At 62.1% G+C, this 24,589-nt stretch carries 23 protein-coding genes and 2 pseudogenes; 11 read left to right on the plus strand and 14 right to left on the minus strand.

All coding sequences use genetic code 11. The annotated features are described in order from the left end of the window. Positions 1 to 107: 107 nt before the first annotated feature. Positions 108 to 413 (plus strand): annotated as a pseudogene (locus U4Y91_RS19280) (helix-turn-helix domain-containing protein); the annotation flags it as partial. A gap of 239 nt (positions 414 to 652) precedes the next feature. Here U4Y91_RS19280 and U4Y91_RS19285 read toward each other — a convergent pair. From U4Y91_RS19285 to U4Y91_RS19325, 9 genes are all read right to left on the minus strand, one after another. Beyond that, complete coding sequence (locus U4Y91_RS19285) at positions 653 to 1,693, minus strand: YncE family protein (RefSeq protein WP_321806399.1); 1,041 nt, start codon at positions 1,691 to 1,693, stop codon at positions 653 to 655. A gap of 74 nt (positions 1,694 to 1,767) precedes the next feature. After that, positions 1,768 to 2,691 (minus strand): DUF1259 domain-containing protein, encoded by a 924-nt coding sequence (locus U4Y91_RS19290; RefSeq protein ID WP_321806400.1) that lies wholly within the window; start codon positions 2,689 to 2,691, stop codon positions 1,768 to 1,770. Between the two features lie 105 nt (positions 2,692 to 2,796). Beyond that, positions 2,797 to 4,053, minus strand: a complete 1,257-nt coding sequence (locus U4Y91_RS19295) for an MFS transporter (protein WP_321806401.1) — start codon at positions 4,051 to 4,053, stop codon at positions 2,797 to 2,799. Continuing rightward, positions 4,040 to 4,468: a chromate resistance protein ChrB domain-containing protein gene (locus U4Y91_RS19300; protein ID WP_321806402.1), complete on the minus strand. Its 429-nt coding sequence runs from the start codon at positions 4,466 to 4,468 to the stop codon at positions 4,040 to 4,042. Before U4Y91_RS19300 ends, U4Y91_RS19295 begins: the two co-directional genes overlap by 14 nt. A 57-nt stretch (positions 4,469 to 4,525) precedes the next feature. Then, on the minus strand, positions 4,526 to 4,840 hold the full coding sequence (locus tag U4Y91_RS19305) for a hypothetical protein (RefSeq protein ID WP_321806403.1): 315 nt from the start codon (positions 4,838 to 4,840) through the stop codon (positions 4,526 to 4,528). Between the two features lie 38 nt (positions 4,841 to 4,878). Continuing rightward, a complete protein-coding gene (locus tag U4Y91_RS19310) occupies positions 4,879 to 5,469 on the minus strand; it encodes a Fe-Mn family superoxide dismutase (RefSeq protein ID WP_321806404.1) in 591 nt (196 codons plus the stop codon). Positions 5,470 to 5,491: 22 nt separating this feature from the next. Then, on the minus strand, positions 5,492 to 6,670 hold the full coding sequence (locus U4Y91_RS19315; RefSeq protein ID WP_321806405.1) for a chromate transporter: 1,179 nt from the start codon (positions 6,668 to 6,670) through the stop codon (positions 5,492 to 5,494). Beyond that, a complete protein-coding gene (locus tag U4Y91_RS19320) occupies positions 6,667 to 7,644 on the minus strand; it encodes a chromate resistance protein ChrB domain-containing protein (RefSeq protein WP_321806636.1) in 978 nt (325 codons plus the stop codon). The genes U4Y91_RS19315 and U4Y91_RS19320 overlap by 4 nt, the downstream gene beginning before the upstream one ends. 434 nt (positions 7,645 to 8,078) lie before the next feature. Further along, positions 8,079 to 8,372 carry a hypothetical protein gene (locus tag U4Y91_RS19325; RefSeq protein WP_321806406.1) on the minus strand — a complete coding sequence of 98 codons (294 nt, stop codon included), beginning with the start codon at positions 8,370 to 8,372 and terminating at the stop codon, positions 8,079 to 8,081. A 185-nt stretch (positions 8,373 to 8,557) separates the two neighbouring features. Between U4Y91_RS19325 and U4Y91_RS19330 the strand changes: the two genes are divergently transcribed. The 6 genes from U4Y91_RS19330 (at position 8,558) to U4Y91_RS19355 (ending at position 13,464) form a co-directional block, all read left to right on the plus strand. Further along, complete coding sequence (locus U4Y91_RS19330; RefSeq protein WP_321806407.1) at positions 8,558 to 9,295, plus strand: DUF4198 domain-containing protein; 738 nt, start codon at positions 8,558 to 8,560, stop codon at positions 9,293 to 9,295. A gap of 9 nt (positions 9,296 to 9,304) precedes the next feature. Continuing rightward, a complete protein-coding gene (locus U4Y91_RS19335) occupies positions 9,305 to 9,682 on the plus strand; it encodes a hypothetical protein (protein WP_321806408.1) in 378 nt (125 codons plus the stop codon). A gap of 70 nt (positions 9,683 to 9,752) precedes the next feature. Beyond that, complete coding sequence (locus U4Y91_RS19340) at positions 9,753 to 10,433, plus strand: HupE/UreJ family protein (RefSeq protein ID WP_321806637.1); 681 nt, start codon at positions 9,753 to 9,755, stop codon at positions 10,431 to 10,433. A gap of 1 nt (position 10,434) precedes the next feature. Then, complete coding sequence (locus U4Y91_RS19345; RefSeq protein ID WP_321806409.1) at positions 10,435 to 11,010, plus strand: hypothetical protein; 576 nt, start codon at positions 10,435 to 10,437, stop codon at positions 11,008 to 11,010. Positions 11,011 to 11,024: 14 nt separating this feature from the next. After that, positions 11,025 to 12,302, plus strand: coding sequence for a DUF1624 domain-containing protein (locus U4Y91_RS19350; protein ID WP_321806410.1), 1,278 nt, complete (start codon positions 11,025 to 11,027; stop codon positions 12,300 to 12,302). Positions 12,303 to 12,333: 31 nt separating this feature from the next. Then, positions 12,334 to 13,464 carry a porin gene (locus U4Y91_RS19355; RefSeq protein ID WP_321806638.1) on the plus strand — a complete coding sequence of 377 codons (1,131 nt, stop codon included), beginning with the start codon at positions 12,334 to 12,336 and terminating at the stop codon, positions 13,462 to 13,464. 71 nt (positions 13,465 to 13,535) lie between these two features. Here the strand turns inward: U4Y91_RS19355 and U4Y91_RS19360 are convergent, their stop codons facing one another. After that, the gene (locus tag U4Y91_RS19360) at positions 13,536 to 14,876 is read right to left on the minus strand and encodes an MFS transporter (protein ID WP_321806411.1); all 1,341 of its coding nucleotides are present in this window, start codon (positions 14,874 to 14,876) and stop codon (positions 13,536 to 13,538) included. A 71-nt stretch (positions 14,877 to 14,947) separates the two neighbouring features. Continuing rightward, entirely contained in the window at positions 14,948 to 15,916 is a 969-nt protein-coding gene (locus tag U4Y91_RS19365) for a hypothetical protein (protein ID WP_321806412.1), read from the minus strand. Positions 15,917 to 16,083: 167 nt separating this feature from the next. On the opposite strand from U4Y91_RS19365, the gene U4Y91_RS19370 reads away from it, so the two are divergent. After that, a complete protein-coding gene (locus U4Y91_RS19370) occupies positions 16,084 to 17,430 on the plus strand; it encodes a cation diffusion facilitator family transporter (protein WP_321806413.1) in 1,347 nt (448 codons plus the stop codon). A 218-nt stretch (positions 17,431 to 17,648) separates the two neighbouring features. Here the strand turns inward: U4Y91_RS19370 and U4Y91_RS19375 are convergent, their stop codons facing one another. Genes U4Y91_RS19375 through U4Y91_RS19385 form a run of 3 tightly spaced genes read right to left on the minus strand, consistent with a single transcriptional unit; the run spans position 17,649 to position 19,422 of the window. Next, a complete protein-coding gene (locus U4Y91_RS19375; protein ID WP_321806414.1) occupies positions 17,649 to 18,230 on the minus strand; it encodes a transmembrane anchor protein in 582 nt (193 codons plus the stop codon). Positions 18,231 to 18,255: 25 nt separating this feature from the next. Continuing rightward, entirely contained in the window at positions 18,256 to 18,987 is a 732-nt protein-coding gene (locus U4Y91_RS19380) for a HupE/UreJ family protein (RefSeq protein WP_321806415.1), read from the minus strand. Positions 18,988 to 19,041: 54 nt separating this feature from the next. Next, positions 19,042 to 19,422, minus strand: a complete 381-nt coding sequence (locus U4Y91_RS19385; RefSeq protein WP_321806416.1) for a hypothetical protein — start codon at positions 19,420 to 19,422, stop codon at positions 19,042 to 19,044. A 168-nt stretch (positions 19,423 to 19,590) separates the two neighbouring features. On the opposite strand from U4Y91_RS19385, the gene U4Y91_RS19390 reads away from it, so the two are divergent. From U4Y91_RS19390 to U4Y91_RS19400, 3 genes and pseudogenes are all read left to right on the plus strand, one after another. Next, positions 19,591 to 19,860 (plus strand): metal-sensing transcriptional repressor, encoded by a 270-nt coding sequence (locus tag U4Y91_RS19390; protein WP_321806417.1) that lies wholly within the window; start codon positions 19,591 to 19,593, stop codon positions 19,858 to 19,860. Between the two features lie 345 nt (positions 19,861 to 20,205). Then, positions 20,206 to 23,142 (plus strand): Tn3 family transposase, encoded by a 2,937-nt coding sequence (locus U4Y91_RS19395; protein ID WP_321806418.1) that lies wholly within the window; start codon positions 20,206 to 20,208, stop codon positions 23,140 to 23,142. A 197-nt stretch (positions 23,143 to 23,339) separates the two neighbouring features. Then, a pseudogene (locus U4Y91_RS19400) lies at positions 23,340 to 24,530 on the plus strand (ISNCY family transposase); the annotation flags it as partial. Positions 24,531 to 24,589: the final 59 nt, after the last annotated feature.

Here is a 24,589-nt window from a genome sequence, read left to right on the forward strand (position 1 = left end):
ATTGTGGCGGCTAAGTTGTAATGTCCGCTTCTAGCCAAGTTCAAATGTCCGCTTTTCGACCCATCGTAAGCTGATCGGCCGCTGGGAATCCAGCGCCGGAGGCTTTGATGGCTGGAACGGAACGGATCACGATGACGATGCACGAGCTGGACAGGTTCAAGGTCGTTCAGGATGTCGCGGACGGCAAGCTTCAGCCGTGGCGCGCGGCTGAGCGACTCGAACTGACGACACGGCAGATCCGGCGACTGGTCGGCCGATTGCGTGAGCACGGGCCGCAAGGTCTCGTGTCGCAAAGGCGCGCGAAGCCCAGCAACAACCGATTGGATAGCATGACGACTGATCGGGCGCTGTCGATCATCCGGGATCGCTACGCGGACTTCGGCCCGACGCTGGCCTGCGAGAAGCTGTACGAATGGGCCTTACCTTGATTTCGATGCTTTTTGCCGGGTAGCCTAATCTAGGTGCGACAACGGCTTCGAGTCCGCCCCTAAAATAATTTCCAGTGAAATCAAGTGCTTTCTGTCTGGGGGGTGTTTCACGCTCCTTCAGGGAACCACCATTGCGTTGTCGCGAAGCCCCAAACTAGTCGGTTAGCGGTAGAGCATCGACATCCTGATGGTTCAATTGAGGTAGCTTCCGTGAGCCAGCGCGCTTATCCGGGCTCCATCACACGCAGCATCGGCCTGCCACCAACACCCTTCAGTGGAAAGTACGACCGGTGTGTGGTCGGATCGACCACGACGACATGCGCATTCGGCCCGAGACGACCCTCGCCGATCTTGTCACCCGTACCTGCCTTGAAGCGAAATAGTGAAACGACGCCATCCTCGCCTGCCACGTAGAGCGTTGATGACGTCGGGTCGAACGCCAGCACGTCGGGATTCCCCCCGACAGCGAACGACTGGATGACCTGCTTCGAGCGCATATCGAAGACGAGCAACTTATCGTTGCCTTCGCACGCGATAAAGGCGAGATGCTCACGCGGATCGATCAACAAGCCGTGATTGCCTTTGGCGCCCGGCAAATCGAAGCGGCCAACGACTCGGTCCGTCGCCGGATCGATTTCAACGAGCTGACGCCGCGTCTGGACGTTCACGAAGACATGGCGGGACACTGGGTCGTATTGCGTGTTGCCTGCCTCGCCGTCAAGCTGGATCGTCGCGACGCGCTGGTTGCTCTGGACATCGATGACCGTTTCCGTTTTCCCGTATTCATCGGAAACGTACAGCTTGTGCACGGCGGGCGCGTAGGCTATCCCGTCCGGGTAATGTCCTCCAGACATGCGCGCGACGATTTTAAGCGTCGCAGCATCGATCGCCACGATCTCGTCCGTACCGGTTGCGGATGCGTACACGCGCGACAGCTCCGGAACGGCAAGGACGCCGTGCACTGACGAGACATCCGCAATCCGTGCGATTACGCGTGACGCCTTCGTATCGAATACGATCACTTCGCCATCGCCGAGATGTGCGATGAACAACAGGTTGCGGCCCGTATCCAGGCTCGCATAGTCGAGCCGTGTCGCGCGCCCGGGCAGGGGAACGTCCGCGACATGCTTCAACGGCAGGCTACCGAGCGAGAGATCGTCCGCCGCTGCGTCGACCCGTTGGACAACAACGCCCGTTGCCGCCAACACGACGGGCATTGCGACGAGCACGAAAAGGCGGAAACGCCAGTTTCGAATGTGTTTCATGATTTCACCCAGTGACAACCGCCACCGCCACACCTCTGCAAGCCGAGTGCAGCGGCGACGCGATGCCACAAACGTCAGTGACCGACGGCCGCCTGGGCATCCAGCGCAACCTTCACACCCTTCGCCAGATCGACGGCTTTGCCCTTGCCCCAGAAATGCAGGAACAGGATGCGCGGCGATTCGTCCGCCATGTGCTGGTGGATCGCAACGATGTTGATCCCGGATGCGCGCATGCTCTTCAGCACGGCCTGCAGTTCGCTCTCGCGCATCGCGAAGTCGCCGTCGACCACGGCCTCGTCGTCGGAGCCAGCAAATGCCGCCCAGGTGTTGACGCCCATCTCGTTGCCGATCTTGACGCCGTGCATGCTCGAGGGCTTGCCGATCACGATCTTGTACATGCCATTGTTCGTCTGCCCCTTCGACCCGAAGACCGCCTCGAGCGGCGCGGCCGTGATGGTGCTCGGCTCGGCGATGTGACCGGGGAAGACGTTTTCCGGAGTCGGGTGCGCGGCGCGGATCTCCGCGATCTTGTCGTAGATCTGTTTCACGCCTTCAGCAAGCTTCGCCGGGTCGCCCGTGCCGGCGATGTGCATGAAGAAGACCTTGGGTCGGTCAAAGAAGAAATGGTTGTGCAGCGCCGTCACTTCGAGTCCGGCATTGAGCGCCGCACTCATCGCGGGATTGACTTCGTCTTCGAACACCACGGTGTCGCCCATCATCATCGTCTGCCCGTGATGCCCCGGCGTGAACGCGGCCCACGACGTTAGCCCCATGAACGGCGGCATCGCCCACTCATCCACCTGTATTTTCACGTCGCTGCGTGGCTTTGTGACCTTGAAGACGTTTTCCTTCGCCGAATAGGTTCCCTTCATGCCGGTGATCTGCTCGATCTGCGCGGTATTTATCGCGGGATGCTGCTGCGCGCAGGCCTGACCGGCAACTGCGCCGGCAATCAATACGGCGGCGGCCGCTTGGATGAGTTTGCTTGGACGTGACATGGGTCATGCCTCCATTGACGGTTGGTAAGTGAAAAGCGCGCATTCTTGTCGTGCGGTGATGCTTCGCTTCGTGTTGGCTTCCTCGCGGCGTGATCGTGGATCCCGTTATGGCTTGGCCCCTTCCTCGGGTTTGATGTGGCGGAAAGCGGCGAGCAACGAAAGGTCATAGGCGATCTTCAGCGCGCCGCATGCGACCAGCGGCGCGCCGAGCCAGCCAAGGCTGAACAGGCCGCCCGCCAGCGTTGGCGCGACTGCGGCCGCGAGGCTGCGGGGCACGGACGTGAAGCTGGCCGCGGCCGGACGTTCCGCCGGCGTGACAACCGCCATCACGTAGGCAGTGCGGGTCGGCACATCCATTTGCGAAAGCGCGCTTCGCATCAGCAACAGCGTCAATGTCAGCGGCAACGACGGCGCGAAAGCCGCGCCGATCAGGCAGACGCTCGACGGGATATGCGTGAACACCATCGTGTTCAGCAGGCCGATCTTGCGCGAAAGAGGCGCGGCCGCAAGCTGCGAGCCGGCGGACAGCAATCCCGCCCAGAAGAAGAACTGGCCGGCAGCAGCGATCGAGAGTCCGAATCGCTGCATCAGCCACAGTGACAATAGCGAATTGACGACGAGACCGCCCGCGAACGCGTCGACGCTGAACAGCATCGCGAGCCGGACGACAATGGGCCGCGACGGTCCGAGCGGCGGCGCCGGCCTGGACGCGTGCGCTTTCGGGCGCGGCAATCTTCGATACAACATGCCGACGGTGGCGCCAGTGATGGCATAGACGACAAACATGCCGCGCATCGCATCCAGCGCCGAAATACCGGTGTGCGCGGCAATCCACAGCGGCAGACCCGCCACCAGGGAACCGAATGCGGCCGATACGGCGCCGACCAGGCTGTAACGGGCGAACAGCGCGGTGCGCGCATCGCCGGCGGCGGCTTCCGCCAGGCGTGATTGCTCGAGCGGCAGAAACAGGCTGACGTCGCCCGAACTCGGATTGAGCGTGCCGACGAAGGCGATGACGAGCAGCGGCCACAATGCGGACAGACTCGCGAAGCCGATGCCCGTTGCGGCCATCAGCCCCGCCGCGAGTGTCAGCATTCGGCGGTGCGTGAAGCGGCTAGTCAGCATGCCGACCGCAATCGTCGCGATCGCGGAGCCCATCAGCGTCGTGGTGCTGATCAAGCCGACGTGCAACTGCGAAAACCCGAGCGAGAGCAGATAGGCGGGCAGCAGCACGGCAATGAATCCGTCGCAGAAGCCGCGCATGCCGCGGCTCGCCAGGATCAGCCATGCGGCGTTGTCAACGCCGGCCGGCAGCAGCCGGCCGGCGAGCGCGGCTGCGAAGCGGCTGCTAGGGGCGTGCATCTCGCCGGCACCAGGCGTAGAGCGCGTCGTACATCACCATGCCATGACGCAGTTGTTCGTGATCGTCCTGGAAGTTGTCGGACAGTCCCACCGAAATGGCATATAGGCCGCTTGCTTCCGGCGCGAGATCGAGCCGCCCCGTGTCAGCGCCCCGTACGATGCCGGCGAGCTTGAGCAACGCAGGATCGCGCAGCGCGTATTTCTCGAGAAATGCGTCGAAGCTGCACGACTCGCCGTGATGCCCGAGTTCCACGTTCGGCACATCGTAGGGCGTTGCGCCGGTTTCCGCAGCGATCCGCAACACGTCTGGGCCCGGTACGTAGAGAAACTCGGGGGCCTTGTCGATGAACCGGGCAATCAGCCACGGGCAGGCGATTCGATCGATCTTCGGCCGTTCACGCGTGATCCATTTCATGAAGCACCTCCTGCTGTCGGTGTGGAAGCGGGTTGGCGTCGAGTTTCGGCGCGGGACTCAATCGATGTATGTGTCCGTTGCGGTACTGACGATCCGTCCACTGGGATCGATGATCAACTGCTCCTTCTGACGCCACGACCCAAGCGTGACCCCGAAGCTGACGGTATTCCCGTTCGTTTTCCGTTCGATGTCGCTCACGCTGCGCCCCATGGCCCGCTGAACGATCGCGGCTTTCACGGGGCCGGGCAATTGCGACATATCGGCGATCACTTCACTCGCCCCACCGACAGGGCGATCGTCACATGCCCTGACCAGCACGCCTATGGACAAGACGAGCGTCGCTACGCCCATCAATCGGTCGGAATTAGGCATGTCGCGCTCCAGAGCGTCGATCAGACTGCGGCGTTGGTTTAGACGTTCAGCGCATGGAAGCGCGCTTCCGCGCTTCGCCAGTTCACGTTCTGTATGAATGCGTCGACATAGGCGCCGGCCTTGGCGCCGAAATCGATGTGATACGCGTGTTCGTACATGTCGAGCGCGAGAAGCGGTACGCCGTCGGCGAGCGTGTGTGCGTGGTCCGATGCCCACTGGTTCGTCAGTCGTCCGAGGCGCGGCGACCAACTCAACAGCACCCACCCGGAGCCGCCACCGAGCGCCTTGCCCATCGACACGAATTCGGCACGCCACCGATCGATGCTGCCGAAGTCGCGTTCTATCGCGCGGCCCAGCGCACCGCCGAGCGAATCGCTGCCTCCGAGGGAGTCGAAATAGATCTCGTGCAGGATCATCGAATTGGCTGCAATGAGCTCTTCGCGCTTCAGACCGTTCAGCACGAACACGGGCGCACTCGACGGATCGATCCCCGCCAACTGTTCGGTGATCGCGTTCAGGCGTTTGACGGCTCCGCCGTAGTTGTTCTCGTAGTGGCTGCGGATCAGCCATTCGGACAGGCCCGGCAGTCCGGTCGGATCACAGGACAACGCTTTCATCTGGTACGTCATGTTCGTCTCCCAGTGACGCGAGTCAGTGGTGGAGAAGAGGGAAAACCACGAGTCCGATGACGGCGGCGGCCGTCACGATCACCGGTTCCTGGAGCTTCTTGAAGCGCCACAGCAGCAGCACGGTTGCGACGGCCAGCAGTGCGGTCGGAATGTCGACGATCGATCGCTTCGCGATGACGAGGACCGAGCCCGTGATTGCGCCGACAGCTGCAGCCGTGATGCCATCGACGAACGCCTTGACGCCCGGCCGGTGCCCATACTTCTTCACGTAAGGTGCGGGGATGACCGTGAACAGATAGCAAGGCAGGAACGTGCCGAGTGCGGCGACGAGTGCGCCCGGGAAGCCCGCCACCAGATACCCGATGAAGCCGACGGTAATCACGACCGGGCCGGGTGTGATCATCGCGACTGCAACGGCATCCACGAATTGCTTGTCGTTAAGCCAGTGATGTTCGGTGACGACGCCGCCATAAAGGAACGGCACGATCGCGAGTCCGGAGCCGAACACGAACGCGCCAGCCTTCATGAAAAACGCACCGATCTGGACGAGCTGCGGCAGGTCGATGCCGCTCAGTAACCCGCTGGCCGCCGGCAAGTTGGCCGCGGCAACCGCATTCAGCCCGCCCCGCTGCAGCCACTTTGGCGGGGCGCGCCACAGCCAGCCGATCAGGCCAGCAGCGACGAAAAGCCATGCGATTTCCGATTCCGTGATGAAGGTCACGGCGGCCAGAGTCAGGAAGATCGCCCAAAGGAGCTTGTCGTTGCCGACGGTCTTGGTCGTGAGCTTGTAAGCGCTCATCGCGATAATGCCGACCACCGCGGCGCCGACGCCGTAGAAGACGGCCTGCATCCAGGACAGCCCACCGAAATGTGAGTACGCGAACCCGAGCGCAACCACCATCAGGAACGACGGCAGGACGAACGCGAAGCCGACGAGCGTCGCGCCGAGAAGGCGGTAGTGGACGAAGCCGAGATAGATCGCGAGCTGGGCCGCCATCGGCCCCGGTGCGAGCTGGGCCAGCGTGAGCCCTTCCTTGTAGTCGGCCTCGGTGATCCAACCGCGTCGTTCGACCAGGTCGCGGCGCATGTAGCCCGCGAGCGCGACCGGCCCGCCGAAACCGAACGTGCCGAGGCGCAGCATATAGGCGACCAGCTCGCCAAGTGAATAGGTCGGTTCAGTGGAGGCGATGGCAGTGGTCATGATTTGGCCGCGGTTTGGTTTTTGCCGTTCGACGTGAAGTGCGCGTACAGGGAGTCGAGTACGGCGCCCATCTGCTCGAGCAACTGATCGTCGTTCTCTGCCCGCTGGCGCGTGCCGGCCATCACGGCTTCGAAGCCCACCGCTTCAGGCGCGGCAGGACCGCCTACGTCGAGCGCGTGCACGATCTCGCCGAGCCGCATCAGCGCAGGGTCTCTGTCGAGCCCGAAACTGGCGAGCAGCACCTCGAACGTCACCCGCTCGGCGACATGCGTGAACGTGGCGCCGTCGAAGTCGAAACCGAGCGCGTCGGTCGGACAATCCGCCGGCGACGCGAGCCAGATGAAGCTGGCTCGCGCATCGATGAACCGGCGGATCAGCCACGCACTGGCGACGCGATCGACCCACATCCGCTGCCGCGTCGCCCAGGTGCGGCCTTGGTACTCGCCGATCGCCAGCGGGCGAATGGCGCGATCCGCGGCATGCGGCTCGCCCGGCGACAGTACGGTGTCGACCAGCGCGACGAAATCCTGCAGCGCGACCTCGGCGCGGGTGGCCGAATCGCCCGGGAAGTAGTCGATCGCCCGAACGGCGTCGAAATCCTTGCGCATGCGGCGCAGCAGGCGCGTCAGTTCCGTGGCCGACTGCCCCGCAAGTGTCTTGCGCGCGTCGGCAAGCGTCTTCGTGAAGGTCGCGTAATCGTCGGCCCGGTCGAACAGCGCCCGGAATTCCACCTCCTGGGACGTGGTCAGGCTCGGCGCGCGCAACAGGTGCGCTACGCCCCCGCTCTCGGCAATTGCGTCCGCGAGCTCGCGCAGCGCCTCTTCATGCTCTTCGGTGTAGGGCAGCAGGTAAACGCCGTCGCGCAGCACCGCACAACCCTTTGCCTTGAGCGCGCGCCAGAACCGCATGCGGGCTGTCGCGTTTTCCGTTGGAAGGGTCAGAACAAGGATTGACCAAGTAGATATCGTGCTCATGTAGTAGATGCTACTCACTTGTTATCACTTCTACAAGTTAACCATTTGGCGCGCTTGTCACATATCGTCGCGACCGGACCGAATAACTGGGGTTGATTGAAAATGCCGAGAACGGGCCGTGCATCCAAACAAGCCGGCAACTGCGATCGGCTCTCCGCACCTCGAGGCACGTCGCCCCCGAGAAAGAGGGCATTCCCGCGCTAACCGACCTTGCCCATGCTTGAGTGCCCGGCACGCCCTTAGCGACGATCATCATCGGCCCGTCCACGCGTCCCGGACCACCGTGCGAGTGGTACGCACAGCCCCTGATATTCATCACCGTCACCAGCTTCAGGTATCCGGCTATCGCCGAAGTGATGTGCGTGTTCCCAAGGCTGAAGCGATCACCGGCGTGCAACTCACGAGAAATTGCGCGCTTGTCCGAACGAAACGTCCTATAGGAATTTATTTTGTTCTGGCTGTCGTATCGCGATTCGGTTTGCCACGAATTGGGGCTTGCTGCCCTGCTCCAGTGCGAGCAGCGATGAGTCGCGAGTGAAGTCGGTGCGCATAGCACGATTCGCTGTTTCGACCATGTAAAACCGCACGACCGCATCGTCTTGGCGCCGCAATTGATTCCTTTCAGGGTTCATCCGTTGCTTTAATCCATTCGACGTCTGCGAGCAAGCGAGCTGCAAGGCGAGGGGCAGCCAGACCGGCGCGATCGACTGTTCAACGACGTTCACCATCCCGAACCGCCGTTTCATCATCGATGTACTGTCTTGCCGATTTCAGAATCGGTATACCTCGCACCTGAACGTATGGATCACGACAAGACTTCAGGCGATTTCATGGATCATTTGATATGGACTACATAGCAATGAACTCGAAAAGGAAAGCAACTCGCATCCGCTCGCTGGCAATCGGTATCGGCTTGGCTGTCGCAACAGGTGGGGCCTTTGCCCATCAGATCTGGTTCGAACCGACTGCCGGCAATGCATTCAAGCTCTACTACGGTGAGTACGACAAGAACATGCTCGAAGTGACGCCTGGCGGCATGGACCGTTTCCGCGCGCTCAAGGGCAAGCTGATCACCAAGGACGGCGAGAAGCCGCTCGAGATGACCTTGCATCGCGACTTCTTCGATGTCGCGCAGAAAGTCGGCAAGGACGACACGCTGATCGCAGTCGATCAGAAGTACCCGATCTTCAAGTTGCACGACGAAGGCGCTGTGGTCGACACCTACTGGACGGTTGCGACGCGCTGGGTCGGCGATCTGCGCCCGCGTGCGCCTGAACTGGATCTCGACATCGTGCCGACCGGCGGCGTCGACGGCGGTCGCGCACAGTTCCAGGTGTTCTATCAGAAAGAGCCGCTCACCAACAAGCCGGTGACGATGTCGTCGGCGTCGGGCTGGGATTACCTCGGCACGACCGACGGCGAGGGCAAGGTGTCGTTCCCGCTGCCGTGGAAAGGCATCTATGTGGTGGGTGTCGAGTTTCGCGACCGTACGCCCGGCGAGCGGGTCAACACGGAAAACGTGACCGAGAAGTACGCGATCAAAAGTTTCAGCTCGACGCTGGCATTCAACCAGTCGAGCGGTGCGACGCCGCTGCCGCGCCCGCCGTCGACGCTGCCCGCGTCCGAAATCGCGCGCCTGAACAAGAAATAAGGGGACGACATGAATGCATTCTTCAAGACGGCCGCCTGGCTCGGCTGCATGTTGCTTGCGACCCACGCGTGGGCACATGGTGTGCCGATGCCCCAGCACGGCGGCCTGGTCGACGATGCGGGGCTCGTCGCAGTCGAGATGGTTTCCGGCAACGGCACCGTGGACCTGTATCTGACTGACGACGATGCCCCCGTGGACGCACACAACGTGAAAGGCGTGCTAACCGTGACGAATCCGGACGGCAAGCAGGAAGCGTCGATCGCGTCCGTATCGGGCAACCAGTTGCGCGCGAAAGGTGTGACGGTCAAGCCCGGCGCCAAGGTCACCACGCTGCTGACGATGGCGGACGGCACGACCAAGGTCAGCGCCCGATTCAAAGTCAAATAGACGCCGGGAGGACGACGTGACGAGCACGACACTCGATGCAACTGCGCGACACGATACATGCGTCGCATGGATGAAATGGCTCGTCGTCGCCGGCCTCGCGTGCGCGGCGGTTCTTGCACACGCGCACGGCGTCTCCGACGACGACAAGGCATTCATTGAGGGCAGCGCCGGCATCAATCTGGTTCCGTACATCTATCTCGGCGCGAAGCACATGGTCACGGGTTACGACCATCTGCTGTTTCTGGTTGGCGTGATTTTTTTCCTGTATCGCCTGAAGGACGTCGGCCAGTACGTGACGCTGTTCGCAATCGGACACAGCACGACGTTACTCGTGGGCGTGATTGCGAACATCCATGCGAATCCGTATCTGGTGGACGCGATCATCGGTCTGTCCGTCGCCTACAAGGCGCTCGACAACCTGGGCGCATTTCGCGCGGTACTCGGGTTTCAGCCGAACACGAAAGCGGCGGTGCTGATCTTCGGCTTTTGTCACGGCTTCGGTCTGGCGACCAAGCTGCAGGAGCTCACGCTGTCGCAGGACGGCCGGGTGCCGAACATCATCGCGTTCAACGTCGGTGTCGAGATCGGCCAACTGCTCGCGCTGAGCCTGATCCTGCTCGCAATGAATGCGTGGCGGCGTTCACCGTCGTTCACCCGCACGGCAGTCGCCGCGAATACGGCACTGATGACCGCAGGATTCGTGCTAACCGGTTTCCAGTTGATGCAGTTCCTCCTTCCCAGCGGGGTATGACATGAGCAGCATCGAAGTATCGAATCAGACGCTTGCGAAAGCGACTGCGACGGCGCTCGTAGCGGCAGCCGCCATTCTTACGCTCTTCGTGCTGCCCGCCGAGCGCGGCGTCGATGTGACCGGAGTCGGCGGGTTGCTCGGTCTGACGAAGATGGCCAGCACCGGCGCCAAATCACCGATGCCCGATTTGACGATCGCCGCGGGCGAGTTTCCCGTCCCCAACCGGCAAACGATCAGCAAGACGACGGCCTACCGGAGCGACGACATGGAACTCGTGTTGCCGCCCAACGCCGGTGCGGAGATCAAAGCGCAGATGGTTAAAGGCGATCACTTCGTGTTTCGCTGGGAGGCCGTCGGCGGCCCGGTGAACGTCGATATGCACGGCGAACGTCCGAATGCCGGCAAGGCATTCACCAGCTACTGGAAAGCAGCCGATCAGACGGGCGCGCAAGGGGCATTCACGGCGCCGTTCGACGGCACGCACGGATGGTACTGGCGCAATCGGGGTGATCAGGACGTCGTCATCAAGGTGCATGCCGACGGCTTCTACGCGCGCCTGTTCCGTCCGCACGGCTGATCTCGCGGCATGCTTTGCCGCTCGCCCGTCCCGGCGAGCGTTTCCCAACCGATGTCCGACCTTGTCCTTTGTGCGAGGCACACATGAATATCTCATCCGGATTTTCCACGCGCGGCGACACGATCGCCACGCAATCCGCCGCCGTACCGGCCGTGCAGACACGAACACGCCTTCTCGCGATCGACGCGCTGCGTGGCTTCGTGATGCTGTGCATGCTCGTCGACCACGTCCGCGAGACGTTTTTCCTGCATCGGCAGGTAACGGACCCGATGGATGCGTTGACCATCTCGCCCGATCTGTTCCTGACGCGCATGGTCAGCGAGATTTGTGCGCCGGTGTTCATTTTGCTTACCGGGCTGTCCGCCTATTTGTACGGGCAATCGCACAGCCCGCGCGAAACGTCCGCGTTCTTGCTCAAGCGTGGATTGTTCCTCGTTTTTCTCGAACTGACGTTCGTCTGTTTCGCGTGGACTGCCGAATTTCCGCCGAAGACGCTCTGGCTCCAGGTGATCTGGTGCATTGGGATTTGCATGATGGCGCTCGCGGTACTGCTTCATCTGCCGCGACCATGGCAGATCGTGATCGGCGCTGCGATCGTGTTCGGTCACAACCTGACCGACGGCATCGTGCTCGGCCCTGATTCGCCATTCTTCGTGCCGTGGTCGATCCTGCACCAGCGAGTCTTCATCGATCTCGGCGGGGTCACACGGGCGCGGACAACCTATCCGGTGCTGCCCTGGATCGGCGTGATCCTGCTCGGCTACGCGATGGGGCCATGGTTTGCGAAGACCGTCGACACGAAAACACGTACCGAGCGCCTGATGAAATGGGGCATTGGCCTGATCGTCGCGTTCTTCGTGATCCGTTACCTGAACTTTTACGGCGATAAGCCCTGGGTGCACACCGGCGATACCGTGCGCACGCTGATGAGCTTCTTCAGCGCGCGCAAGTATCCGCCGTCGCTGATGTTCCTGCTGCCTACCCTCGGTCTGGGCCTCGTACTGCTCGCGTGGTTCGAGAAAATCCAGGACGCGCGCGCGATGCCGATGCTGGCGACGCTGGGCGGTGCACCGATGTTCTTTTATCTGTTGCACCTGTATGTGCTGAAGGCGCTCTATCTGATCGCGTTTGCCGTCTGGGGCGCGAATCAGGGCAAGTATTACGGCTTCGACCATCTGTCGGGCATCTGGCTGTGGTGGTTGCTGCTCGTTGTGCCGCTTTACATACCCGTCCGCTGGTTCGCGCGCCTCAAGCAGCGTCGTCGTGACATCTGGTGGCTGAAATACCTGTGAGGAACTTGTTGCGATGAAAATTCTTTTGCACATGAGCCGGCGCCTGCCGCCGAGCATCGCAACGATCGTGGCACTGAGCGGCGCCGCGCACGCGCAAAGCTCGGTCACGCTGTACGGGATCGTCGATAACGGCATCGTCTATACGCACAACAGCGGCGGAAAGTCGACACAGGTCGGTCTGAATAGCGGCAGCCTGTCCGGTTCGCGCTGGGGGCTGAAGGGTGCCGAGGATCTGGGCGGCGGCCTTAAGGCGATCTTTCAGCTCGAGAACGGGGTCAACCTGAATACCGGCAAGATGAATCAGGGCGGACGGCTATTCGGGCGCCAGAGTTACGTTGGGCTCAAGTCGAGCACGTTCGGCACGCTGACCGCGGGCCGCGTGTACGACCCACTGACCGACCTCGTCCAGCCGATCCAGGGTGACGGCTATCTCGGCCAGACGTTCACGTCGCCGGGTGACGTCGACAACGCCGACAGCAGCGCGCGCTTCAACAACGCGATGAAATGGACGAGCCCGACGCGCGCTGGCTTCACCGGCTCGCTGATGTACGGGTTCGGCGAAGTGGCCGGATCGGTCGCATCGGGGCAGTCTTATAGCGCGGCGCTGGCGTTCGCCGCGGCAAGCGCGACTGTCGCGGGCGGCTACCTGCATATCGACCGGGGTAATCCGTCCGTGTCGAGCCGAGGTACGTCGTCAGCCGATACGCTGTTCAACAGCTCGGTGAACGCGGCGTACGCGTCGGCGAAGTCGATCGACATCTACCGGATCGCGGCGCAATACAAGATCGCGACCGTGACGCTCGGCGCCTATTACAGCGATTCGCGCTACGCGGCCGACGCGAGTTCGACGTTCCATCGCACCGAGGTATACCGGAACGCATCGGTGTTCGGCGTCTGGATGCCGGCTCCGACCTTGCAGATGGAAATCAGCTACAACTACCTGAAGTCGTCGGGTGATTCGTCGGCCCGCTATCATCAGGTCAGTCTTGGCGCAGATTATCTGCTCAGCAAGCGTACGGACATCTACGCGATTCTCGGCTACACGCATGCGGCGGGTCGAAACGGAACGGGCGAAGCACAGGCCGTGATCGGCGCGACCGACATCGACGCGGGACGCGCATCTCAGGCTCGCGTCAATCTGGGGATTCGCCACCGCTTCTGAAGATCGGCACCCGGAGTCGGAAGGTTCGATCCGGGATGCCTAACGATATGGCGGCTTGTCCGCACCAGGGATTATGTCCGCCGGCCCGGCCATTTCGAATGCTTGTCGTCGATCGTGAACGGATGCTGATGCGTATTGGGCCCGGTTTGCTCGCCTTCGGCGAAATGCGCGTCGTCTTCCGCTGCCGCGTGTTCATGCACAACGACGTCGGGATCCACGCGAGGCCATACCCACCAGGCCAGTGCGACCCCAAGCACCGTCATCAGCCCGAGGACGCCGAAGGTCGAGGGCATACCCGCCCTGGCGCCGAGAAACCCTGCTATAGGATAGGCGATCAGCCAGCACGCGTGCGACAGCGAGAACTGCGCGGCGAAGACGGCCGGCCGGTCCGCTGCGGAGGCCGAACGGCGGAGCAGGCGGCCGCTCGGCGTCAGCGTCATCGAATAGCCGAGACCGATCACGAACCAGGTCACGAGAAACGCGTGCCACTCGTATCGCCCGCCGAGTGTCGAGATGACCATGCCGGCGCCGAGCGCGATGGCCATAATGGACGAGCCGAGCAGCATCGCCGGCCGGTCCGGGCGCCGGTCCAGGAGCTTGGGCAGGATCAGGGCCATCAGCATCGAGCCGAAGCCGAATGCGGCGAGCGCGAACGGGACGTCCGAGCTCGGGCGACCAAGCTTGCCCTCGACATAGACCACCGAGTTCACGATGACCATCGAGCTTGCCGCAGCCGCAGCCAGGTTCAGGCCAAGCAAGCCGAGCAGCCGAGGCGTGCGCAGGTAGATCGAAATACCGCGGAAGGTCTTTTCATAGATGCTGCCGACCACCTGCACCGCGCGCGATTGGGGCAGCCGAACCGACACCACGAGCGCAGCCGAGCAGAGGAAGCCGATCACGGTGCCGCCGAACAGCCAGTGAAAGCCGATGACGGTGAGCAAGGCCGCCGCCAGCATCGGGCTGACGAGGCTTTCCATGTCATAGGCGAGGCGCGAAAGCGACAGGGCGCGCGTGTAGTCCTTCTCGTCCGGCAGCACGTCCGGGATGGTGGCCTGAAACGTCGGCGTGAATGCGGCGGACGCCGATTGCAGCAGGAAGATCAGCACATAGATCTGCCATGCCTGCGTGACGAACGGCAGCGACAGCGCGACGAACGCGCGCACGAGGTCCATCGCGACGAGGAATGCGCGTCGCGGCAGGCGGTTGGCGAATGCGCCGACGATCGGTGCGATCAACACGTATGCGACCATCTTGATGGCAAGCGCGGTGCCGAGAACGCTGCCCGCGTTTGCGCCGGCCAGATTATAGGCGAGCAGCCCGAGCGCCACGGTCGCAAGCCCCGTACCGACGAGTGCGATGACCTGGGCCAGGAACAGATGTCGATAGGTTCGATTGGATAAGACGTCCAGCACGTTGAGCTCCAGAAGTTGTCATTCCGCGATCGCGGGCGGGCTCGCGCAAACCCGCGGGGCAGGCGATTCGGTCACGCAGCCGCGGCGGGCCTGCGCCTGAACAGCAGCACGTCGCAGCCGAGTTCCGGCGGCACCAGCAACCGCGCGAGATCCGGCCGGCGCTCCAGCGTGAAACGGGTCTGCTGTTCGTAGTCGCGCCAGTTGCCGCTCGCCGCGCGATGAACACTGACGATCGCCAGGTAGATGTCGACGTCGTCGCTGCGCAAGATCTCGCGCTCGAAGTCGTTGCCGGCCGGCGGCCACGAGCAGATGACGACGGCCGACGGGTATTCGTGCAGGGCGGCATGTGCGTCCATCCGGATCACGGACTCCGGGTACGTGATCCGGTGTGCCCAGCTATGGTCGTCGGTGGCCGTTGCGCGTACGCCGGCCTCTTGCAGAAATCGCGTCAAGGTTCCATCTCCCGCGCCGACTTCGAGGCAGCCGCGTCCCCCGATGATTTCCTTCAACTGGCGGACGAACTGCTTCGAATAGAAGCAGTAGATTCCCTTGGGCTCGACGAGCGGCATCAGATAGCGCTTCTGCCAGACCAGTGGCCAGAGGAGCCGGAACCAGGTCATCGAAACCGGCTTGCGCTCGAGGCCGCGTCGGAACAGCAGACGCGGCGTGAGCCAACCATTGAACAGGTTGAAACGAATCTTGCCCGATGTACGACCGGTGGCGAGCGCCATCGCATAGCGCTGGAGGGCGACGCGTGCCATCTGCTGACGAATCGCGATGCGAACCAGTGCCTGCTTTTCCTTGCGGCCGGGGGTACCGCGCACGCGGCGCCCGGACGACGGCGCCTCCGCGTTCAGCAAGCGATGCAGGCGGCTCGGATCGCGCGCCTGCAGCGCGCCTTCCAGTTCGTGTTCCATGCTGTCCCATTCGGCGGGAAAGGCCGAGCGCAGTTCGCTGGCCGAAGGGCGGCGCTGCAGCCAGGCGAGCACCTTCACCGGATCATCGAGAGTCATCCTTGGGTAACCGTGCGGTTTAATCATTCCATGACGCAACGGCAGTAGCGATGTATCGGCCTGCCGAATCAAGCGCGCGTAGTGTAACATCCCCACCGGGAGGATAGGTTGTAAGCGTATTAAGGTGTTCCGTCGGGCCGCATGTCGTACCGCGACACCGATGCATCGCGAATCGGGATAACCGGGAGGTCACCATGTGGGCGAAGGTCAAGGAATGGTTCGGCTTTGGCGGCGACGAGGGCAATAACGGGCACGGCGCGCACGTGCACGCACACGGCGCGGGGCCGCACGGCCATACGCATGGGGTGATCGATCCGAGTCTGTCCACGTCCGAACGTGGAATCTGGGCGATCAAGTGGTCGTTCGCGATCCTCGCGATCACGTCGATCCTCCAACTGATCGTAGTCTTCACGTCCGGCAGCGTCGCGCTGCTGGCCGACACCATTCACAACGTGGGTGACGCCACCACCGCGATTCCGTTGTGGATCGCGTTCGTGCTCGTGCGCCGCAAGCCGACCGTGACGTTCAACTACGGCCTGGGGCGAGTCGAGGACATCGCCGGGATGCTGATCGTTGTGATCATCCTGATCAGCGCGCTCGTGGCGGGCTACGAGGCGATCGACCGCCTGATCCATCCGCAACCCATCACGCAACTGGCGGCGGTCGCGGTGGCGGGCGTGATCGGCTTCATCGGCAACGAGGTAGTTGCGGTGTTCCGCATTCGCGTCGGGCGCGCAATGAACAGCGCGGCGCTGATCGCGGACGGTTATCACGCTCGGACGGACGGCCTCACGAGCCTCGCGGTGGTGGTCGGGGCGATCGGTGTGTGGGCCGGTTTCCCGCTGGCCGATCCGATCATCGGCCTACTGATCACGATCGCCATTTTCGGCATCGTCTGGCAGTCGGCGCGCGCGGTGATCACGCGTAGCCTCGACGGCATCGGTCCGGACGTGCTCGAGGACATCCGCCATTCGATCGCGCATGTGCCGGGTGTCGCTCGCATCGTCGACGTCAAGGCGCGCTGGCTGGGGCACCGGTTGCGCGCGGAGCTGACTGTCGCGGTCGATCCGGCGCTGTCGGTCGCGCAGGCCAACGGCATCACGCTGGCGCTGCAGAGCACGTTGCGCGACCATCTGCCGTCGCTCGACGCCGCCACCGTGCAGTTCGACACCAGCGGCGCACAGCCCGCAGTCGTTCGCGCCGATGCGGACGCGCATCATCATGCGCCGGAGCCGTTCCGCTTCGACTGCGCGATCGCATCCGGCCTGCTTGAAATCGTCGACACGGCTGACGGGGAGCGCATGCGTCTGAGTGTGCGAGAACCGGCAGGCGACCTGGAGGCCGTCGTCGAGATATCGCGTCCAGGCGGGCAGATCGAGCGACTGCCGCTCGTCCGGTCGGATGCGGCACGCAACCGTTTCGAAAGCACGGTGGCGCCTGCGGAGCCGCATGAATTCGACGCCGAGCTGCGGCTGTCGAGTCAGGATGAAACGCAGCTCCTGCCGTTCAGGATGGTCGAACCCGAGGGGCATCATCACTGATACCACGGTCGGGTCTTGTCGGGCTCGCCGGGAAATTCCCGGTTCGCAATCGATGCACACTCCGTCCAATGCACTACCCGTTGAGGAAATTAGAATAGGCACCTACTCCTGATGCCGGCCAATTTCGCGGGTGTGCGATTCGACGCACGCGCGAACGTGCGTCGAAAGGTCAGCCGCGGCGCGGCTCTGGATCGGACAAGTGGTGATCGGTCTCCCAATCAAAGCATCCGCTTGATCTCCGCGTAGTTCCCTTCCGTGCGAAGCACGATCCTCACATCCGACCGATCGCGGTTTCGCCAGAACCAGCCGTGGTTGCCGTCGAATGCCGCGTCGATCTCGCCCGTATCGGACGCCACTCCGCGCCCCTTGCCGTAGCTGACCGAACGGCCGCCGCCATCGCCGTGCGTATCGAAGTTCACGACGCCGCCTTCGGCGGTCCAAACGAAACTGGCCTTGGAACCCTCCCGCATGCGCAGCTTGACCTCAATCCCTTCTCCCGGCGCCAGCGTGAACGTCATTTCGTCGCGACGGGGCGTCTCGCGTCCGGGCGCGATGCTGGCGACGGCGGGCGTTGCCGCCGCCCTGTCCGCCTTGGCCTCGGCCGCGAGCTGCGACTTGATCTCGCCCATTCTGGTCAAGCCGAGCGCACGGCCGATGCCGGTCGGATCGATCGCGTACTCGGACGGCAGGACGAAGGCGACGAGGATGAACGCGGCCGACACGGCAGCGATCAGGGTCGAACGGAACAACTGCTTCGACGTCGGCAGCTCGGCGCGCGACGGCATATCTGCATTGAACATGGAATATCGACTCACTCGAGGAAACTCAGGAAACGAACAGGCCGGTCAGTTGGTAGCCGACCAGGACGAAACCAGCGGTCATCATCGCGACGTTGGCGCGGTACGCGTTCCGCCAGAAGCCGGCGGTCCGGCGCCAGTAGCCCATCGCGATCAGAATGGCGCCTAGCGCGAGCAACTGGCCGATCTCGACGCCGACGTTGAACGCGATCAGATTGGGCACCAGCCCGTCGGGCGAGATCCGGTAGTCGATGATCTTCGTGGCCAGACCGAACCCATGGAACAGGCCGAACACCAGCGTCGCGATCTTCGTGTCGGGCTGGAAGCCGAACCAGCGCCGAAAGGCACCCAGATTGTCCAGCGCCTTGTAGACGACGGAGAACCCGATGATCGCGTCGATGACATAGCTGCTCACGCCGATGTTGAAGTACACGCCGAGCAGCATTGTGGTCGAATGCCCGAGCGCAAACAGGCTGACGTACGTGCCGATATCCTTTGCCCGGTACAGGAAGAAGATGACGCCGAACAGGAACAGGATGTGGTCGTAGCCGGTCATCATGTGCTTGGCGCCGAGATAAACGAACGGCAGCAGGTTGACGCCGGAGATTTCCTGGATGTATCCCTTGTCGCCGGCCGTGACGGCATGGGCGAATGCGTTCGACGCGAACAGCAGCGATAGCACACCCAACGCGATGCAAATGACATGGCGCAGCTGCCGTTCGTGGTCGAACGGCAAGCGCCCGTAATACGGTTCTTGCATGAAGACTCCCATGACGGTTGATCGAACATCCGGGCCGCCGACGGGCGGCCGCGGTCAGGTCGACGAGATCGTCATCGGAGGGCGGTCGATTCGGGAGAGGGGCTCCTGAATGGGGAATGCTGGTGGGTGGGAGCCCGGGGGCATGCCAGTCGCGGTGCGCGTCGCGGCCAGCCGCCCGCATGCCTGTGCGACTTCGTGTGAATGGTCGGACGGATTGTGCTCGTGCTGTGAGTCGGGATGAGAGATGCTCGCGTGATCCGGCTCGCATGTGTCATGGGCTTGCGCAGCCGGCATCTGGCCATGATCGTGAACCAGGTCGGCGGACAGACCCGACTTGTCGTTCAGCGACGCATGCGCGCCGGTTCCAAGCACCAGCGCACCCAAAATCACGGTCATCAAAAAGGCGAAGTGGATCGCCGCGCGGGCCAGTCCCACTGCATGCACCTGTGTTCGTGTCGGACCCGCCTGTCCGGCGGGCGCAATCGGTTTAGTGTAACATCCTATCCGGGGGGATAGGTGGCGAACCGATAATGCAGGGCGGCCCATTAGCGGCTTGTTCGCTCCCGAGTTCCTGTTCACCACGCATTCAATAGCGGGGGTTCCGTGACGATCCACGAATCACATCCAGACATTATCAAACGGTTAAAGCGCGCCGAAGGGCATCTGAGAAGCGTCATCGCAATGCTCGAGGAAGGGCGCCCGTGCGTCGAAATCGCCCAACAGTTGCAGGCGGTCGAGAGCGCGGTCGGTAACGCGAAGCACGCGCTCGTGCACGACCACATCGACCATTGCCTCGATCATGCGATCCGGACTGGCGAGCAGAGCGCCGACACCGCGCTGAGCGAGCTGAAAGCCATCACCAAGTACCTTTAAGGTTTGTCGTGCAATCGCCGCTTGCGCTGCCGCCGTTGACGAGCGTGGTGCGCGACCTGCATCCCACGACTCACGCCATATGTAATCCTAACCAATTTTACATAAGGTGAACTAGCGATTTTTTAGGGTCGCAAGAAAATACTGCGTCGAGCAAGCTCCTTGTTGACGCACGCCATCTGGTCTCTACGACGACAGCTCGCTCAGCTTGAGCGCCGCGGCTCGTTTTCGTTCCGACACCATTCTTAGGCGATCGACAGCTACAGCTGCCATCCCGACTTTCCCCGTAGCACCTCAATTTTTGCCTCGCTACGCTTGGCCGCTCTCGTCATCGATTCGGAGTCGCTGATGGACCACTGGCGATTGGCTTATCTCGGGATCCGACAAGTGCCGCGTGAGCTGAGCGAATTCGAGCTCGCCACATTCTTCACGTTCTCCAAGCGGGAGCGTGTTGCTATCGATTCAAGACGCACCGATCTCTTTCGGCTCGCGGTCGCGTTGCACATCGGCTTTCTGCGCATGACCGGCAGGCCGCTCGGCTCGTACAAGCAGATCCCCACGGTTCTCTGGCGACATCTTGGCCGGCAACTGAATGTAAAGCCGCCAGACCTCGGCACGTTACGTTCACTTTACGATGGCAACCTCAAGACCTTATCCGACCACCAGTGCTTTGCTCGGGACGCCATCAATTTTCGCGCCGTCGCGGAACATCAACGTCGGTATGTCATCCGCTGGCTCAAAGAACAACTCACCGGCCGCCCCGAACGCGGCCAGTTGACGAACGATCTCAAACGTTGGTTCTACGACCATCGCATCGTAATACCACCGGAGCGCATGCTCAGGCAGTTTGTCGTCCAGGCCGTACGCGACATTGAGGGGCAACTGCACAGCGCACTCGAGCATGCTGTCGGTATGGAAAAACTCGAGAGTTGGGCGCGAATTCTGGCTCAACCCCATGGAGAACATTCGAGTCTCCAGCGATGGCTGTGGGCCGTCCCGCTGCGCAACTCGACCCATCAGATGAGCGAGATCCTCGACAAAGTCAATTTGCTCACGATGCACGAGGTGGCAACGCGTTGGCCGGTTGAATGCAACGATGCCATGGTGCGCCACTACGCCCGCCGTTGTGCAAGTCGCCCACCATCGATCAGCAAGCGAATCGAACCCCAAAGCCGACGAATCGAAGCCGCCTGTTTCATGCGGTATTCACTCTGTGTTGCGACTGATCAGGTACTCGAGATGCTCCGGCGATGGGTACTGAAGGTTGTCAACGACACGTCACGCGAAGTGGATGCGATGCGGATGAAGGCCGCGGATCAACTCCGCGAGTTCGCGCTTGCCGTCAAAGCACTCGCCAATGATGAAACCCTCTCGCGCGAACAGCTCGGTGAGAAGCTTTGTGTGCTTGCAGACGATGTTTTGCAACCGCATCCCACCAGCCGTCGGAGCCAGATCCGGCAGTGCCTGGTCCGAAAGCGGTACTACGCCCGTAACCTTTTGAATCGGATCGTGCAGCTGCCGTTCGAGGCCGAGGGTGCTCATCCTGTAGTCGATGCTCTCTCGTTACTACGTGTGCTATATCGACGTCGCGCTTATCTTCTACCCGACGGGGTCAATATCAGGCTTGGGCGTGCGTGGCGCGAGGCGATTGATGGCTACGATCGGCTTCGGGCCATGGTTGCCTTCGAGTGGGCCACCCTCTTTGCGCTCCGTGTCGCTTTGCGCAACGGCTCGGTTTTCATCGACCACAGCTTCTCGTTCAGAAGTCAGGCGCATATGCTGATCTCGGCCGAGCAGTGGCAGGCAAAGCGTAACAATCACTATGGACACCTCGGCCTGCCCCAAGACCCGAACGAATTTCTCGGACCAATCCTTGAACAGCTCGAACAGCGCCTCGCACTACTCGATGATGCCGTGGTCAATGGTTCGATCCGTGTTGATACTGCTGTCCACCTCGACCCGATGGCTGCGCAGGATCCAGACGCACAAGCCGATCAACTTCGCCGTCAGATCTTCGAAGCTCATCCGCCAGGCCAATTTCCCGAGATCATCCTCGAGATCGATAGTGCGACACGCTTCAGTTGGATCCTGCTTGGACGCGAGCCGCGGTCACGCACCGAGTTACTGATGGTGTATTCGGCGATACTGGCTCACGGCACCTCTCTGACGGCTGCTGATATTTCTCGGATGGTCCCCGAAGTGTCAACCGAAGCGATTCGTCAAATGATGAAGCGTCTCGCGGACGAACGAATGCTGCGTGCAGCTGCCGACGCCGTTCTCGAATTCATGCACGAGCACCCAATCGCCGCCCACTGGGGCCGAGCCGATCTAGCATCGTCTGACATGATGTCGCTGGAGACAACCCGAACGATTTGGCGAGCGCGTGCGGACCCTCGTCGCCGGACTCCATCCATTGGGATGTACACGCATGTGCTGGATCGTTGGGGCATTTTCTACGACCAACCCATCGTCCTGAATGAGCGGCAGGCAGGTGCCGCAATCGAGGGCGTCGTCCGGCAAAGCGCCACCAAGGACATCGCTCAACTCGCTGTCGATACGCACGGCTACACCGATTTCGCGATGGGCGTGTCCCGGGCACTTGGCTTTGATTTATGCCCTCGCCTCTCACACCTTCGCGACCGACGTCTGCACGTGCCTCGCAGCCAGGCGATCCCGGCGCGGCTCGCAGGGGTCACGGATCGGGACGTCCGACTCGGTCTCATCGTCGACGTGTGGGACGAATTCGTGAGGATCGTCGCCTCGATCCACTCTGGCCAATGCACAGCTGTCGAAGCGATCGCGAGATTCGGCTCGGCTGCTCGAGGTCAGGCTGTGTACGATGGCGGCGTACACATCGGCCGCTTATTCAGAAGTATCTTTTTGATCGACTACTTCACCAATGCTTCGTTTCGGTCGGAGTTGCAACATGCGCTGAATCGGGGAGAAGCGGTGCATACCGTGCAACGCGCAATTCACATCGGTCGCATTCCGGCGGAGCTTGCTCGGCGCCAAGAATCACTTGCCGCTGTGTCATCGGCGTTGACCTTGCTCTCGAACATCTTGATGGCTTGGAACACCACCCACATGCAACGAGCCCTGGAGGACATCGAGGCCAGCCGGGGACAGTCGATCGCAACCGACCAACTCAGGCGAATCGCCCCCACTCATATCGAGGGCATCAACTTGCGCGGCACCTTCAACTTTCCCGTGGCACTGTACGCAAAGCGGATCTTGCCAAGCATCGCGGCCGACAACCCCATTCCGTCAACCAGTCGAAGCGCCTAACGACGGGTGAGCTGGGACCGCCGGTCGAGGGACCGCTCATCTTCGATGCGGCCACGTCTGGGGACGCCCTCTGCTTTGTTCGCGAAGGGTAGACACTAACCCATTGTTTTATCGGAATAAATATTTAGGGCTGCAAGGCAAGGCCTTGCCAGGCCTCAAGGCGCCTAACCGGAGAAGCGCATGGAAATCAAAGGCGCCCCGAATGCCACGACATCCGGCTGGCCAAGGAAACAGTCAGGAAGCTGATGACGGAGGCTGGTTTATGGGTGCCGCGCCGGCAGCGGCCACCGAAGGTCTACCAGCCGCGTGCGCGCCGAGCATGTCTGGGCGAACTGATCCAGATCGATGGCAGCGACCATCGGTGGTTCGAGGAACGGGCGCCGGCCTGCACGTTGCTGGTGTACGTCGACGACGCGACGAGCCGGCTGATGATGCTGCATTTCACGCAGACCGAATCTACCTTCAGCTACTTCGAGGCGACGCGCGCGTACATCGAGTGCCACGGCAAGCCGGGGGCGTTCTATAGCGACAAGTACAGCGTGTTCCGCAACGTGACGCCAGGCAAGACTGGTAATCGGGTGACGCACTTCGGTCGCGCGATGTACGAGCTGAACATCGACGCGTTCTGCGCAAACAGTAGTCCGGCCAAGGGGCGAGTCGAGCGAGCACATCTGACGCTGCAGGATCGCTTGGTCAAGGAAATGCGACTGCGCGGGATCAGCACGGTGGCCGAGGCGAACGCCTATGCACCCTCCTTCATGGCGGCCTACAACGCACGTTTCGCGAAGCCACCGAAGAGCAGTTTCGACGCTCACCGGCCACTGCGGGACGACGAGAGCCTTGAGTTGACGCTTACGTGGCGCGAACCGCGGAAAGTGACGAAGTCGCTGACGGTGCAGTACGACCGGGTGATGTACCTGCTGGACGACACGCCAGAGAACCGGAAGCTGATTCACCGCTACATCGACGTGTGGGAGTACCCGGACGGGCGCATCGAGCTCCGGACGGAGGATCAGGTGTTGCCCTGCAGGCAGTACGATCGGCTGGCCGAGATCGATCAAGCCGCAGTCGTCGAACACAAGCGCCTGAGTCACGTATTGCAGGTCGCTCAGGCGATTCAGGCGCAACGCGATAACAGCCGCATCGGTAAAGCCCCATCCCGAACAAACCGGGGCGACTCGACCAAGACCGATCGAAACAAACCTCAGCCGGGCAAGAAGAAGCAGCGCGAGTTCGTGCAGGCGGACGTCGAGCAAGTGATTGTGGATTTGGCTGAGCGCAGGCAGGCGCAACCGCAACCCCGCAAACCTGGCCGTCGGTCTGCAAGGGACAGTGGATCCGACGCAAGCGCCCTGCCCGTTCAGACGCCCGCCTTCGACACGGCGTAACGAATAAACCAGGACAAACAGGCAGCAAAACCAACCCTAACCCCAACCTCAAAACCGGA

This window comes from Burkholderia sp. BCC1993, from assembly GCF_905339865.1.
In the GTDB taxonomy this organism is placed as follows: Bacteria; Pseudomonadota; Gammaproteobacteria; order Burkholderiales; family Burkholderiaceae; genus Burkholderia.